Annotated in this window: 13 protein-coding genes and 1 pseudogene; 7 read left to right on the forward strand and 7 right to left on the reverse strand. The window is 71.1% G+C overall.

Features of this window, described 5'->3' with window-relative positions:
• Positions 1-866: hypothetical protein (locus ACGFSB_RS04010; protein WP_393393568.1), on the reverse strand; the 866-nt coding region annotated here is incomplete at its 3' end.
• Positions 867-1,030: 164 nt separating this feature from the next.
• Between ACGFSB_RS04010 and ACGFSB_RS04015 the strand changes: the two are divergent.
• Positions 1,031-1,974: pseudogene (locus tag ACGFSB_RS04015) on the forward strand (aminoglycoside phosphotransferase family protein).
• 44 nt (positions 1,975-2,018) lie between these two features.
• On the opposite strand, the gene ACGFSB_RS04020 reads toward ACGFSB_RS04015, so the two are convergent.
• Positions 2,019-2,576 (reverse strand): DoxX family protein, encoded by a 558-nt coding sequence (locus ACGFSB_RS04020; RefSeq protein WP_393393571.1) that lies wholly within the window; start codon positions 2,574-2,576, stop codon positions 2,019-2,021.
• 160 nt (positions 2,577-2,736) lie between these two features.
• Between ACGFSB_RS04020 and ACGFSB_RS04025 the strand changes: the two genes are divergently transcribed.
• Both ACGFSB_RS04025 and ACGFSB_RS04030 read left to right on the forward strand, forming a co-directional pair.
• Positions 2,737-3,060 (forward strand): nuclear transport factor 2 family protein, encoded by a 324-nt coding sequence (locus tag ACGFSB_RS04025; protein WP_393393574.1) that lies wholly within the window; start codon positions 2,737-2,739, stop codon positions 3,058-3,060.
• A 108-nt stretch (positions 3,061-3,168) separates the two neighbouring features.
• Complete coding sequence (locus tag ACGFSB_RS04030) at positions 3,169-4,185, forward strand: aldo/keto reductase (RefSeq protein ID WP_393393577.1); 1,017 nt, start codon at positions 3,169-3,171, stop codon at positions 4,183-4,185.
• Positions 4,186-4,274: 89 nt separating this feature from the next.
• Here ACGFSB_RS04030 and ACGFSB_RS04035 read toward each other — a convergent pair whose 3' ends face one another.
• Both ACGFSB_RS04035 and ACGFSB_RS04040 read right to left on the reverse strand, forming a co-directional pair.
• Positions 4,275-4,748 (reverse strand): lamin tail domain-containing protein, encoded by a 474-nt coding sequence (locus tag ACGFSB_RS04035; RefSeq protein ID WP_393393580.1) that lies wholly within the window; start codon positions 4,746-4,748, stop codon positions 4,275-4,277.
• Positions 4,749-4,888: 140 nt separating this feature from the next.
• Positions 4,889-5,758, reverse strand: a complete 870-nt coding sequence (locus ACGFSB_RS04040) for an SDR family oxidoreductase (RefSeq protein WP_393393583.1) — start codon at positions 5,756-5,758, stop codon at positions 4,889-4,891.
• A 133-nt stretch (positions 5,759-5,891) separates the two neighbouring features.
• Here ACGFSB_RS04040 and ACGFSB_RS04045 point away from each other — a divergent pair, with 133 nt between their 5' ends.
• Complete coding sequence (locus tag ACGFSB_RS04045) at positions 5,892-7,565, forward strand: alkaline phosphatase D family protein (protein WP_393393586.1); 1,674 nt, start codon at positions 5,892-5,894, stop codon at positions 7,563-7,565.
• Between the two features lie 39 nt (positions 7,566-7,604).
• Here ACGFSB_RS04045 and ACGFSB_RS04050 read toward each other — a convergent pair whose 3' ends face one another.
• A complete protein-coding gene (locus ACGFSB_RS04050; RefSeq protein WP_393393854.1) occupies positions 7,605-8,585 on the reverse strand; it encodes a Gfo/Idh/MocA family protein in 981 nt (326 codons plus the stop codon).
• A 128-nt stretch (positions 8,586-8,713) separates the two neighbouring features.
• Between ACGFSB_RS04050 and ACGFSB_RS04055 the strand changes: the two genes are divergently transcribed.
• Positions 8,714-10,147 carry a Bcr/CflA family multidrug efflux MFS transporter gene (locus ACGFSB_RS04055; protein ID WP_393393589.1) on the forward strand — a complete coding sequence of 478 codons (1,434 nt, stop codon included), beginning with the start codon at positions 8,714-8,716 and terminating at the stop codon, positions 10,145-10,147.
• Positions 10,148-10,206: 59 nt separating this feature from the next.
• A complete protein-coding gene (locus ACGFSB_RS04060) occupies positions 10,207-11,280 on the forward strand; it encodes a serine hydrolase domain-containing protein (RefSeq protein ID WP_393393591.1) in 1,074 nt (357 codons plus the stop codon).
• 99 nt (positions 11,281-11,379) lie between these two features.
• Here ACGFSB_RS04060 and ACGFSB_RS04065 read toward each other — a convergent pair whose 3' ends face one another.
• Positions 11,380-11,889, reverse strand: coding sequence for a GNAT family N-acetyltransferase (locus ACGFSB_RS04065; RefSeq protein WP_393393593.1), 510 nt, complete (start codon positions 11,887-11,889; stop codon positions 11,380-11,382).
• Between the two features lie 75 nt (positions 11,890-11,964).
• On the opposite strand from ACGFSB_RS04065, the gene ACGFSB_RS04070 reads away from it, so the two are divergent.
• Positions 11,965-12,993 (forward strand): small ribosomal subunit Rsm22 family protein, encoded by a 1,029-nt coding sequence (locus tag ACGFSB_RS04070; protein WP_393393595.1) that lies wholly within the window; start codon positions 11,965-11,967, stop codon positions 12,991-12,993.
• On the opposite strand, the gene ddaH is transcribed toward ACGFSB_RS04070, so the two are convergent.
• Positions 12,982-13,815, reverse strand: a complete 834-nt coding sequence (gene ddaH, locus ACGFSB_RS04075) for a dimethylargininase (RefSeq protein ID WP_393393598.1) — start codon at positions 13,813-13,815, stop codon at positions 12,982-12,984. The two genes, ACGFSB_RS04070 and ddaH, sit on opposite strands and share 12 nt — an antisense overlap.
• Between the last annotated feature and the right edge of the window lie 39 nt (positions 13,816-13,854).

Below are 13,854 nucleotides of genomic sequence, written 5' to 3' on the forward strand. Positions count from 1 at the left end.
GGGGGTCTTGTTTTGTTGTGGGGGGGGGGGGGGGGGGCGGCACCCCCCCCCCCGCCCGCCCCCCCCCCCCCCCCCCCTTCCCCTCCGTCTTCTGCCCCTCCTGCCAGCGGGCGCCAGTACTGGTCCTTGCCCTCGTCGCGTATGACATAGCCCAGACCCTGCATCGCCTCGCCCAGGTCCCGGACGTCTTCCCCGGCCTTGCCCTTCAGGGCGGCCTTCCGTGCCGCGAGGACCGCTTGTGCCTCGGCGGGCAGGCCGGGAGCGCCGGGGATCCAGCGGCGGAACAGGGACGCGTGCGGGTCGGCGTCCTGCCAGGGGTAGCCGTGCGAGCGGAACGCCTCGGCCAGGGCCTGTGCCGATGCATTGTGGGCGCCTCGCGTGAGCTCGCGCGACCCCGCGTCCAGGACCACCAGCTCCTTGCCGTCCAGGAACACCGCCGAGATCTCGGCCCGCGCAATGGTCCGCTTCAGGCTGTGCTGCTCGGTCTCGAGCGCCGCGTCGGACACCTTCAGCTTCAGCGTCTCGTCGATGTCCGTGACGGCGAGGAGGACCCCGGCCACCAGGGCCACGCCCACCGCGACCCCCGTCTGCCACGGCTTGTCCAGCGAGCCGATGAACGTGATGCCGTCCCGCCAGGGCAGCACCGGCGATCCGCTCAGCCACCGGGCCAGCGGCGGCAGACCGAGGCCGAGCAGGAGGCCGAGGAGCGGCATACCGATGAGGATGGTCAGCAGGTCCGCACGCGGGTAACCGAGCACCGTCGTCCGGCCCTCGTGAAGGGGGACGCCCTTGTCGACGCCCTTCGTGAGGGGGACGGGGACTGGGATGGGGACGGGGGCCGGGCCGAGGCTCTCTTCGCTGGTCATGTCCTCGACGCTAGGCGGGCATCGGCCCGCGGGGCAGCGGCCGAAAGTCGATGGGCGACAGACTTCGGTAGCCGATGCGCGGCGGGCTTCAGGTCAGGCGCCGCTACGGCTTCCCAGCACCGAATACGTTGCCGTCGCCTCACCCGCCCCCTACCGTGCCGATCATGCTGCCCACTGTGGACACGGACGAGCAATGGGACGTCGTCGTACCCGACGAGGCCGTCATGCGGCCCGGAGTCGAGGATCTCTGCCGCAGGCTCGGCCTCGCCGGAGCGCGGCTCGACCGGTTCACGGAGGGGACGCAGCCGGTCTACGGAGTCGGGGACGACCTCGTGCTCAAGCTCTTTCCCGGTGCCGTCGCCGCCGACGGCCTGGCCGAGACCCGGGTGTTGAGCTATCTGGAGGGGCGGCTTCCCGTCCCCACACCGCGGGTGCACGCGTCAGGAACGTACGAGAACGGCTGGCGGTACGTGCTCATGTCCCGGCTGCCGGGCGACGGACTCGCCGCCGCCTGGCCGCGCATCCCGCGCGCCGACCGGGAGCGCTTGGTCACCGAGGCCGGTGAGGCGCTCGCGCGCTGCACGCCCTGGACCCCGGGCCACTCGCCGATGTGCTCGGGCCCGGCGACTGGGGCGCCTTCCTCGGCAGACAGCGCGCCGGGGCCGTCCAGCGGCAGCGGGAACGCGGGCTGCCGGAGAGCTGGCTGGAGCAGATTCCCGGCTTCCTGGACGCGATGCCGCTCAGGGAGGATCCGCCACGGGTTCTCCTGCATACCGAATTCATGCGCCAGCACCTGACCGTGGACCCGGCCGATGGATGGCGGCTCACCGGGCTCTTCGACTTCGAGCCCGCAATGATCGGGGACAGGGCGTACGACTTCGTGGGCGTCGGTCTCTTCGTCACGCGCGCGGAGCCGGGGCTGCTAGGCCGCTTCCTCCGGGCCTACGGCCGCACTTTCGAGCCGCGTGAACTCCTCGCCCACACCCTGCTCCACGCCTACAGCAACCTGCCCTGGTACCTGCGGGAGCTGCCCGCCCCGCCGGAGCCGACGCTCGACGCGCTGGCCCAGGCGTGGTTCGCGACACCGAGGGCTTCTGGTGAGGGCTGAGGCGGGGCGGGGCGGGAGGCTCGGGGTGTCGAACGTCGGGGCCGTCAGTCCTCGTCTTCCCCCGCTGCCGCGCTCTCCTGCTGGCGTACGTTCCGTGTCCGCGAACCCACCGACACGAGCACCCCGACCGCCGTACCCGCAAGAGCCGCAGGCACCATCCAGGCGCGGTTGAAGGAATGCCCGAGTGCGTGATCGGCGGAGTAGGCGCCGGGGCCCGTGACAGCGAGGGCCGCGGAGACCACGCCCAGGAACGCCGGGTACTCATAGCCGCCGCCCTGGCTGAAGAAGCCGTTGGGGGCATGGACGGCGGTAGCCCCGGCCATGGCGCCCGCCGCGGCGGATCCGGCCGCCGGGGTCGCGAGGCCCAGCGCGAGCAGCGTGCCGCCGCCCGCCTCGGCGAGCCCGGCGATGACGGCGTTCGCCTTGCCCGGCTGGAAGCCGATGGACTCCATGAAGGCGCCGGTGCCCGCGACGCCGTGGCCGCCGAACCACCCGAAGAGCTTCTGGGCGCCGTGGGCGGCGAGGACTCCGCCGGTGGTGACGCGGAGGAGGAGAAGGCCCAGGTCACGTCGGTCGAAGCAGGAGCGGGAGGGGCAGGTCATGGCGGCGTCTCCGAAGGGGTTGGGGGTGGGGGTGCGGGCACATCGGCGCTTTCGTCTCCCACCACCGTCCGTCAGCGCCTCGCCCCGCACCCCGCTCAATCGGCCGTACGAGTGACCCCGTCCGGTGGCGGGTCGGGGTGGCCGGTGTGACTGTGGGTGCATGAGCATTCAGGTAAACCGGCTCAGTGACCCGACGGTCCAGGCCTTCGTCACCGCCGTGAACTCCCACGACCAGGCTGCCTTCCAGGCCCTGCTCACCCCTGACGCGACCATGTCCGACGACGGTTCCGACCGGGACATCGCCGAGTGGACGGAGCGTGAGGTCTTCTCCTCGCACGGCCACATGGACGTGGAGAACGAGTCGGACGGCGGGCGCACGCTGGTCGTCACGTACCGCAACGACACGTGGGGCGAGATGCGGACGAAGTGGCGGTTCGATGTCGTCGGCGGGAAGGTGTCCCGGTTCGAGACGGGGCAGGCTTGAAGCTGTCTGTAGCTCTAGTAGCTCTGTAGCTCTGTAGCTCTGTAGCGGTCTGAAGTTCCGCGCGGAGCCTTGCCTTCGCGTGCGCTTCAACTCCTAGCGTCCGTACGCATGGAGACGACACGGACGACACGGACGACAGGTACGGCCCGTAGGACATTGGGGCGCACCGGCATCGAGGTCAGTGCGCTCGGTTTCGGCTGCTGGGCCATCGGTGGTGAATGGTCGGGGCCGGACGGCCGGCCGCTCGGCTGGGGCGCGGTCGACGACGAGGAGTCGGTGCGGGCGATCCGGCGGGCCGTCGACCTCGGGGTCGACTTCTTCGACACCGCGGACAACTACGGGACCGGGCACAGCGAGCGTGTCCTGGGCCGTGCTCTCGGCGCGCGGCGCGAAGACGTCGTCATCGCCACGAAGTGGGGGAACCTCTTCGACGAGGAGACGCGGGCCGCGGCCGGACGTGCGGACGACTCGGTCGCGTACGCGCGCAGTGCGCTGACGGCCTCACTGAAGCGGCTCGGCACGGAGTACGTCGACCTCTATCAGCTGCACATCGGCGACGCGGAGCCGGAGCGTGCCGTACAACTCCGGGATGCCTGCGAGGAGTTCGTGCGGGAAGGGCTCATCCGGGCGTACGCGTGGAGTACGGATGATCCGGCCCGAGCCGCACTCTTCGCCGATGGCCCGCACTGCGCGGCCGTGCAGCATCGCTGCAACGTGCTCCAGGACGCGCCGGAGATGCTGGCGCTCTGTGCGGAACTGGGGCTCGCGAGTGTGGTGCGCAGCCCGTTGGCGATGGGGCTGCTGACCGGGAAGTTCGGCGCCGGGCGGGTGCCGGTGGCCGGGGACATTCGCAGTGCGCCGCCCGAGTGGCTGCCGGGCTTCGGGACGGGCGGGGGTGCGGATCCGGAGTGGCTGGCGCGGGTGGACGCCGTGCGGTCCGTGCTGACCGGGAGCGGCCGGACCCTCGCGCAGGGGGCGCTCGCGTGGCTCTGGGCGCGGAGTCCCGCGACGCTGCCCATTCCGGGGTTCCGGACCGTCGCGCAGGCCGAGGAGAACGCGGGGGCGCTGCGGTACGGGGCGTTGAGCGCGGGGGAGCTGGCCGAGGTCGAGCGGATCCTGCGATAGGAGGGGATGCGACAGGAGGGGGGGAGGGGGAGGGGGAGGGGCAGCCAAGACGCCTCTCCCCCTCCCCCCTCACCGTGCCGAGTGGGCCCTCAGTGGCAGCTCTTGGATCCGGGCGGGCTGCTCCCCCAGGAGCAGGAGTCCTTGAGCGAACCGCTCGGCTTGATGAGGCGGGCCTTGTCGCCGGTGTTGTTCCAGACGTACGAGCCGCGGCCCCAGTAGCGGACGCCCGACGCGTTGGTGCCCTTGCCCGTGCGGACCTTGACAGTCTTGCCCGCGCCGATCTTGTAGCTGCCGAAGGTGTACGTGTAGCCGGTGTTGTCCTTCAGCTTGTAGCCCTTGAGCTGGATCCCCGAGCCGGTGTTGTTGTGGATGTTCACCCACTCCGCGTTCAGTGAGGAGTTGGAGCGGCTGTCCCGGCCGGGGCTGTCGAACTGGATGTACCCGAGGTGCAGTCCGCCCTGGTGGCGCGCGGTCACGGCCGCGGTCGCAGGGGACGCGGCGAGCAGCGGGGCCGCGAGTGCGGCCGCGGCGAGGACGGCCGGGGCCGCGGATCGTATGCGCAAGGTGTGCTCCGAGTGTGCTCTGAATGTGGAGTTCTCGTGGAGGGCACGCCGAGTATACGGGGTGGGATGCGCGTAATTGGCGCGGTGTTTCCCATTTCGCTTGTGAAGATGTCGGCCGACCGTCAGAAGGGCCCTGGCCCTTAACCCCGCCCGATGAACGGCATGTTGGTCGCGAGCACCGTCGCGAACTGCACGTTCGCCTCGAGCGGCAGCTCCGCCATGTGCCGCACCGTCCGCGCCACGTCCGCCACGTCCATCACCGGCTCGGGCGCCAACTCCCCGTTGGCCTGGAGGGTTCCGGCCTGCATCCGCTCCGTCATGTCGGTCGCAGCGTTGCCGATGTCGATCTGGCCGCAGGCGATCCGGTAGGGACGGCCGTCCAGGGAGAGGGACTTCGTCAGGCCGGTCAGCGCGTGCTTCGTCGCCGTGTACGCGATGGACCGCGGGCGGGGGACATGGGCCGAGATGGAGCCATTGTTGATGATCCGGCCGCCCTGCGGGTCCTGCTCCTTCATCTGCCGGAAGGCCGCCTGCGCGCACAGGAAGGCGCCGTTGAGGTTCGTGTCGACGACGTGCCGCCACGCGTCGTACTCCAGCTCGTCGACGGGGACGCCGCCGGGGCCGAACGTGCCCGCGTTGTTGAAGAGGAGGTCGAGGCGGCCGAATCCCTCGCGTACGGACGTGAAGAGCGCGGCCACGTCTTCGGGCCGCGAGACGTCGGTGCGTACGCAGATGGCGTTGATCTCGGCGGGCCCCGCGGGGCCCGCGACGCCCACTTCTCCGCTGGCCGCCTCGGCCTCCGGGACGGGCCGCACCGCCGCGCCCTCCGACACTCCCGCGGCGATCGCCGCCGTCTCCTCCAGGGTCTCCACGCGGCGCCCCGCGAGCGCCACGGACCATCCGGCCCGCAGCAGTTCCACCGCCACGGCCCTGCCGATCCCGGAGCCCGCGCCGGTCACCACAGCGGTCCTCGTCTGTCCAGTCAGCTGCCCAGTTAGCTCTGCGTTCATGGCCCCGCAGCGTACGGGAGGGGTGTCCACGCGGACATCATCCGTCCGCCATCCGGCTGTTGTGTACGTGACAGTCACAGGTCGTCCCTCGCCACTTCCATGCACCTGACACCAATCGTCAGGGGAGGGCCACATGACACCCGCAGGCCAGCAGGTAACAGCCGAACTCCGAGCCGCCGCAAGCCACCTGGGCCGCCGACGCTTCCTCACCGTCACGGGCGCCGCCGCCGCACTCGCCTTCGCCACCAACCTGCCGACGGCGGGCGTGGCGAGCGCCGCAGAGCTGGACGCGCGGAAGATCGCTGACAATCCGTTCACGCTCGGCGTGGCATCCGGCGACCCGCTGCCCGACTCGGTCCTGCTCTGGACCCGCCTCGCCCCGGCACCGTACGAGCCGGGCAGCGGTCTGCCGAACGAGCGCGTCACCGTCCAGTGGGAGCTCGCCCACGACGCCCGCTTCCGCCGCACGGCCAGACGCGGTTCCGTCACCGCCCACCCCGAGTTCAACCACTCCGTGCACGTCGAGGTGGGCGACCTCGACGCCGCGCGGACCTACTACTTCCGCTTCAAGACCGGGACGTGGATCAGCGAGACGGGCCGGACCCGCACCGCTCCCGCGGCCGGCAGCAAGGTGAGTGCCCTGACGCTCGCCGCCGTCTCCTGTCAGGCGTACCACGACGGCTACTTCACCGCGTACAAACACCTGGCCGAGGACGATGTCGACGTCGTCTTCCACCTCGGCGACTACCTCTACGAGTACGCGGTGAACTCGGTCGGCGGCGCCCGCAACTACACCGACCGCACCCTGCCCGCCCTCTACAACCGCGAGACGCAGACGCTCGAGGACTACCGCCTGCGGTACGCCCTCTACAAGTCCGACCCCGATCTGCGCGCCGCACACGCCGCGCACCCCTTCGTCGTCACCTGGGACGACCACGAAGCCGAGAACAACTACGCGGGCGACCTCGACGAGAACGGCAACCCTCCCCCAAGCTCTCGGCTTCGCTCGAGCAGGGAGGTACCCCCATCCGAGTTCCTGGTGCGCCGCGCCGCCGCCTACCGCGCCTACTGGGAGAACCAGCCGCTGCGAAGCCCGCAGCGGCCGCAGGGTCCTGACCTTCAGCTCTACCGCCGTATGCAGTGGGGGCGGCTCGCGCAGTTCGACATCCTGGACACCCGGCAGTACCGCTCCGACCAGGCGTACGGTGACGGCTCCCACGTCCCGGGACCGGAGTCCACGGACCCGAAGCGCACCCTCACCGGGGCCACCCAGGAGCGCTGGCTCATCGACGGGTGGCGCCGCTCGCGTGCGCTGTGGAACGTCGTGCCGCAGCAGGTCAACTTCGCCCAGCGGAAGCTGGACCTCAACGCGGTGGCGAAGGTCAGCATGGACGCCTGGGACGGCTACACGGCGTCCCGCGACCGCGTCCTAGCGGGTGCGGCGTCCGCCGGGATCGAGAACCTGATGGTGCTCACGGGCGATGTGCACGTCGGGTACGCCTACGACATCAAGGCCGACTTCGACGACCAGGCGTCCAAGACGGTCGGTACGGAGATCGTCGCCACGTCCATCGCGAGCGGCAAGGACGGCGCCGACAAGCCCGCGAACTGGGACACCTACACCAAGGCCAACCCGCACATGAAGTTCTACAACGGGCGGCGCGGGTACGTGACCGTCGGTCTGGGGCAGGAATCCGCGCGGGCCGACTTCAAGACCGTGTCGGCGGTGACGACGCCCGGGGCGCCGATCACGACGACGGCTTCCTTCGTGACGGAGGCGGGGAACCCGGGGCTGAAGCCCGCGTAACCCGGCGGGGCTTCGGGGCTACAGGTCAGCGGGGGTGCGCTACTCGCCCGGGTAGCGCACCCCGATCCGCTCCCGCACTGCGTCCAGGGTCCGCATCACCGCGAGGGTGCCTTCGAGGGGGACGAGGGGGGACTCGGTGTCGCCCGCGCGCAGCCGGTGCATGACCTCGGCGGCCTCGTGCTTGAGGCTGTCGCGAGGGCCGTCCTCGGGGGAGGCGGTGAACTCCTCGGGGTCGCGGCCGTCGCGGTGCAGGACGAAGCGCTCCGGGAAGAAGAAGCCGTCCGGGATGTCGATGCGGCCCCGCGAACCGGTGACCGAGGCGGTGACGGGGGTGCCCGCATTGATGGAGCAGTGCAACAAAGCGTGAGCGCCGCTCTCCCACGAGAGCAGCATTCCCGTCTGGAGATCAACGCCCTCAGCCGAGAGCATTGCTCTCGCCGTCACCTCCGACGGCTCCCCTAGCAGCAGGTGCGCGAACGACACCGGGTACACCCCGAGATCGAGCAGCGAGCCACCGCCCTGCGCCGGGTCACGCAGGCGGTGCGCCGGAGGGAAGGGCCCGGCGAGCCCGAAGTCGGCCTGGACGGTGCGCACCTCACCGATCGCCCCGTCGTCGACCAGCGCCTTCATCCGCCTGACCAGTGGATGGCAGTACATCCACATGGCCTCCATCAGGAAGAGGCCGCGCCGCCGGGCGAGCGTCACCAGGTCCAGCGCCTCCCGCGCGTTCAGCGCGAACGCCTTCTCGCAGAGCACCGCGCGGCCCGCCTCCAGGCAGAGCCCCGCCGCCGTCCGGTGCGCCGAGTGCGGCGTCGCCACGTACACGACGTCGACGTCCTTGTCCTCGGCGAGCGCGCCCCACTCTCCGTACGCACGCGGTATCCCGAACCGCTCGGCGAACGCCTTCGCCGACGCGTCGGTCCGCGAGGCCACCGCGACGACCTCCGCGTCCGGCATGTCCAGGAGGTTCGCCGTGAACGATGCGGCGATCCCACCCGTCGCGAGGATGCCCCAGCGCACGGGTTCACGGTTGTCTTCCACCACTGGGGCCCCTGTCCGTACCGCGGAGTACCGCGGAAATGGTCTCAACCAGTACAGCTGAGCTGAGAGCATAGGTAATCGCACGCCTAATCGGGAGGGAATCCGCCATGCCGGAGCACGGCAGCCGTACGACGAGTGGGTCCGAAGGGTCTCTCATACGGCAGTCCCGGAAGCCGGAATCGGGCCCCGCCCCCGCCCCCACGGCGCGGGACCTCACCGCCCAGCGCCGCACCGGCCTCCTCGTCACCCTCGTGCTCGGCGGTCTCACCGCCGTCCCGCCGCTCTCCATGGACATGTACCTCCCGGCACTCCCGGAGGTCACCCGCGCACTGCACTCGTCCGCCGCGACCGCCCAGCTCACCCTGACCGCCTGCCTCACCGGCATGGCGCTCGGACAGCTCGTCGTCGGGCCGATGAGCGACAAGTGGGGGCGGCGCAGGCCGCTGCTCATCGGGCTCTTCGTCTACATCTTCGCCACCGCGATCTGCGCCTTCGCGCCCACCGTCGAACTCCTCATCGGCTTCCGCCTGTTGCAGGGTCTCGCGGGTGCCGCGGGAATAGTGATCGCCCGTGCCGTCGTGCGTGATCTCTACGACGGCATGGAGATGGCCCGCTTCTTCTCCACCCTGATGCTGATCTCCGGCGTCGCCCCGGTCGTCGCGCCCCTCATCGGCGGGCAGGTCCTGCGCTTCACGGACTGGCGCGGCATCTTCGTCGTGCTCACCGTGATCGGCATCGCCATGACCGCGCTCGTCTGGCGGCGGCTGCCCGAGACCCTCGCCCCCGAGCAGCGGCACAGCGGCGGCACCGTCGAGGCACTGCGCACCATGAAGTCGCTCCTCGCCGACCGCGTCTTCACCGGGTACATGATCGCGGGCGGCTTCGCCTTCGCCGCGCTGTTCGCGTACATCTCGGCGTCGCCGTTCGTGATCCAGGAGATCTACGGAGCGTCGCCGCAGACCTTCAGCCTGCTCTTCGGTGTGAACTCCGTCGGCCTGATCATCGTCGGCCAGATCAACGGCAAGATCCTCGTCGGCCGGGTCAGCCTCGACAAGGCGCTCACCTTCGGCCTCGTCGTGATCACCCTCGCGGCGACCGCGCTGCTCCTCATGACGACGGGCGTCTTCGGGGACGTCGGCCTGTTCCCGATCGCCGCCGGGCTCTTCGTCCTGATGTCGGCGATGGGTCTCGCGATGCCCAACACCAACGCCCTCGCCCTGATGCGCACCCCGCACGCCGCGGGCTCCGCGTCCGCGCTGATCGGCACGTCCTCCTTCCTCGTCGGCGCGATCGCCTCGCCGCTCGTGGGCATCGCGGGCGAGGCGACGGCCGTGCCGATGGCCGTCGTCCAGCTCGTGTGCGCTCTGGCGGCCATCGCCTGCTTCATGGGACTGTGCCGCCCCTGGCAGCACTCGGCCGGGGCGGCTCAGAGCCCGGCTCAGGACCCGGCTCAGAGCCCGGCTCAGGACCCGGCTCAGAGCCCGGCTCAGGACCCGGCAGGTCCGGCTCAGGACCCGACTCGGGAGGGGACGGACCACTGACCGCGCCACGCCTGCTGCGCACCGGAACACCGGACCGCGCGGGGCTCGACACGGACGAGATGGGCCACCTAGTACGCGAGGTGCGCGAGCTGACGCGTGGCGAGCGGCCCTGGTGCGCCGGCGCCGTCGTGCTCGCGGGGCGCGGCTCCGTGATCGCCGTCAAGGAGGCGGTGGGCCGTGCGGTGCGCTACGCCGCGTACGACCCCGAGACGGACACCGGCATCGAACTGCCCCCGGAGCGGCAGGTGTTGATGCGCACCGGCACCTCCTTCGACCTGGCATCGCTCACCAAACTGTTCACGACCGTCGCCGCGATGCAGCAGCTTGAGCGCGGCACGCTCGGTATCGACGCACTCGTCTCGGCGTACGTTCCCGAATTCAGGGCGGCCGCCGAGCACGGCATCACGGTGCGCCAACTGCTCACGCACACCTCGGGGTTGCGCCCCGAACTCCCGCTGTACGACTGCCCGGACGGCGCGGCGCGCCTCGCCGCCCTGCGCGCGGAGGCCCCGTCGAGCCCGCCGGGCGACCACCTCTACTCCGATCTGAACATGCTGCTCCTCCAGCACGTCCTGGAGCGCCTTACGCGCCGCCCGCTCGACGTCCTCGTGAAGGAGGGCATCACGCGGCCGCTGGGCATGACGGCCACCGGCTTCGGGCCGCGCCCCGGCGCCGCCGCCACCGAGGACCAGCGCAAGCCCTGGGCGAAGACGGACCGGGGGATGCTGCGGGGTGAGGTGCACGATGAGAACGCCTGGGCGCTCGGCGGCGTCGCCGGTCACGCCGGGCTCTTCTCCACCGCACGCGACCTCGCGGTCTTCTGCCGCGCACTGCTCTGCGGCGGCTCGTACGGTACGGCGCGCATCCTCGGCCCGGACTTCGTCGAGCTGATGCTGATGCCGCCCGGCCTCGGCTTCGGCCTCGACCAGGCGTGGTTCATGGGGGAGCTGGCGGGGAGGGGCGCCGCCGGTCATACGGGGTTCACTGGGACGTCCTTGGTCATCGACCCTGCCACGGACACGTTTCTGGTTCTGCTGGCGAATACTGTGCACCCCAGGCGCAGGCCCGCCGACAGCGGGCCGCGGGCGCGTGCGGCGACTCGCCTCGCGCGGGCCGCTGCCCGCGTGCGCTGAGCGGCTTCGCCGGGGGCGCTGTGCCGGACCCGCGGGCGCGGTGGGGGCTGGGCGCGCAGTTTCCCGCGCCCCTTACGGGGCGCCCGTGCGGGCCGCTCTTCAGAGCTTTCGGTGGAAGCTCACTCGGTCCTGGCCCGGACCGTCGTAGTCGCTGTGCACGGACACCCCGTTCACCACCCTGTCGCCCGGTTCGATCACGAACCCCATCGCCCGGTGGAAGGCGATCGAGCCGGTGTTCGTCGGTGACGTGATGGCGCGCACCTCGCGGCGGCCCGCGTCGGCGGCCTGGCGGAAGAACTCCGTGTAGAGGCGGCGGGCGACACCCTGGCCGCGCAGTGCGGGATCGACGCCTACGAAGTGGATGTAGGCCTCGTCCTCGTTGTCGGCGGAGTAGAAGCCCACCAGGAACCCCTGGATCGCCCGGATCGTGCCACGGTCGGTCGCCTCGACGACCAGGCTCGTGCCCGAGAAGAACTGCAGGAAGAGCTTCGGCAGCAGCAGTGAAAGATCGCGCGCCTGTGCCGGTGTGCGTGAGTCGCCCCACCACTCCTGTACGCACGCGACGATCTCGCCGTGGTCGCCGACCCGTGCCTGCCGTATATCTGTCATGCGGCTCGCCCTCCCTCTCTTCCCCTGCCTCTTCCCCTGCGGTTCACGCTTTTCCTACCCCCGTAGAATCAGGGGGTGAACGCCCCGATCTCCCCGGCATCCCCCGCTTCTCCGGCCGCGGCCCTGCGCAGCGCCCTCGCGGGTCTCCTCGACGGCCTCGGGCCCAAGCAGGCCGCGCAAGCCGTCGAACGGCTGATCGCCAACTACCGGGGGCTCACCCCGACCGACGCCCCGATCCTGCGTGATCGCGCGGACGTCGCCGCGTACGCCGCGTATCGGATGCCCGCGACCTTCGAGGCGGTACGTTCCGCGCTCGGCGCCCTCGCGGACGCGGCGCCCGAGGCGTGGGCGCCCCGCAGTCATGTGGACGTCGGCGGCGGGACCGGCGCGGCGACCTGGGCGGTGAGCGCGACGTGGGTCGGCGAGCGGCCGGTCACGGTTCTGGACTGGGCCGAGCCCGCACTCGCCCTGGGGCGCGAACTGGCCGCCGCCAACCCGTGGTTGAAGGCGGTGCAGTGGCAGCGCTCTCGTATCGGATCGGCGCTCACCATTGAGAGCACTGATCTCGTCACGGTGTCGTACGTCCTCGGGGAGCTGACGGAGAGCGACCGCCGCTCGGTCGTGGACGCGGCGGCAGCGGCGGCGCAGCAGGCCGTCGTGATCATCGAGCCCGGCACCCCCGACGGCTACACGCGCGTCATCGAGGCCCGCGACCAGCTGATCGCCGCCGGATTCCGGATCGCCGCCCCCTGCCCGCACAGCTCCGCCTGCCCGATCGTCCCCGGCGAAGACTGGTGCCACTTCTCCGCCCGCGTCAGCCGCTCGTCCCTGCACCGGCAGGTCAAGGGCGGATCGCTGGCGTACGAGGACGAGAAGTTCAGCTATGTCGCGGCCGTCCGGTTCGACGCCCATCCAGCGCGGAAGCGTGTCGTACGTAAACCGCAGATCCGCAAGGGCCAGGTCCTGCTCGATCTGTGCGCGGCGGACGAGACGCTGCACCGCGAGACGGTGACCAAGCGCCACGGCCCGCTGTACCGCGCGGCCCGCGACGCGGAGTGGGGCGACGCATGGCCGCCCCACGAAAGCGGCGCCCTAGACGCGTAGCTCCTGCGTGCAGCACTTCACGCTGCCGCCGCCCTTGAGCAGCTCGCCCAGATCCATGCCGATGGGTTCGTAGCCCCGCTCCCGCAGCGGGGCGAAGAGGCCGGCCGCGGCCTGCGGGAGCAGCACGTGCAGGCCGTCCGATACCGCGTTGAGCCCGAGGGCCACCGCGTCCGGCTCATCGGCGATCAGCGCGTCGGGGAAGATGCGCCGCAGGACCGCCTGGCTGCCGGGCGAGAACGCGGGCGGGTAGTACATGACGTCGTCCGTCGCGTCCCCCGTGTCGCTGAGCACCGCGAGCGCCGTGTCCAGGTGGTAGTAGCGGGGGTCGACGAGATCGAGGCCGAGCACCGGGCGGCCGAAGAACTCCTGCGCCTCCCCGTGCGACAGGGGGCTGGCCCGGAAGCCGCGGCCGGCCAGGACGTAGGAGGAGGTGACGGCGAAGTCGCCCTCGCCCTCGTTGACGTGCGTGGGTTCGTGCAGGTCCGTGAAGCCGTGCTCGCGGAACCACTCCAGGTGGGCGAGGGCTTCGGGGCCGCGCTCGGGGTAGGCGAACCGGGCGCCGAGCACGCGGCCCTCGATGACGGTCGCGCCGTTCGCGGCGAAGACCATGTCCGGCAGGCCGGGGCGCGGGTCGAGCTCTTCGACGGTGTGGCCGAGAGAGCGGTAGCGGTCGCGCAGGTCCTCCCACTGGGCGATGGCCAGCGGGACGTCGACCGGTTTCGAGGGGTCCATCCAGGGGTTGATGGAGTACGTGACCTTGAAGTGTGCCGGTGGGCACATCAGATAGCGCCGGGGTGTGGCGCGACGAGGAAAACGACTCAACGAGGGCTCCTCACGTACCGCGGTGGTCAGTTACTGCCC

Origin of the sequence: Streptomyces sp. NPDC048441 (assembly GCF_043200235.1) — a bacterium.
In the GTDB taxonomy this organism is placed as follows: Bacteria; Actinomycetota; Actinomycetes; order Streptomycetales; family Streptomycetaceae; genus Streptomyces.

Coding starts and splice junctions, on each gene's coding strand:
- ACGFSB_RS04020 (WP_393393571.1), bottom strand. CDS start 2,576: ATGACCTGCCCCTCCCGCTCCTGCTTCGACCGACGTGACCTGGGCCTT.
- ACGFSB_RS04025 (WP_393393574.1), top strand. CDS start 2,737: ATGAGCATTCAGGTAAACCGGCTCAGTGACCCGACGGTCCAGGCCTTC.
- ACGFSB_RS04030 (WP_393393577.1), top strand. CDS start 3,169: ATGGAGACGACACGGACGACACGGACGACAGGTACGGCCCGTAGGACA.
- ACGFSB_RS04040 (WP_393393583.1), bottom strand. CDS start 5,758: ATGAACGCAGAGCTAACTGGGCAGCTGACTGGACAGACGAGGACCGCT.
- ACGFSB_RS04045 (WP_393393586.1), top strand. CDS start 5,892: ATGACACCCGCAGGCCAGCAGGTAACAGCCGAACTCCGAGCCGCCGCA.
- ACGFSB_RS04055 (WP_393393589.1), top strand. CDS start 8,714: ATGCCGGAGCACGGCAGCCGTACGACGAGTGGGTCCGAAGGGTCTCTC.
- ACGFSB_RS04060 (WP_393393591.1), top strand. CDS start 10,207: ATGGGCCACCTAGTACGCGAGGTGCGCGAGCTGACGCGTGGCGAGCGG.
- ACGFSB_RS04065 (WP_393393593.1), bottom strand. CDS start 11,889: ATGACAGATATACGGCAGGCACGGGTCGGCGACCACGGCGAGATCGTC.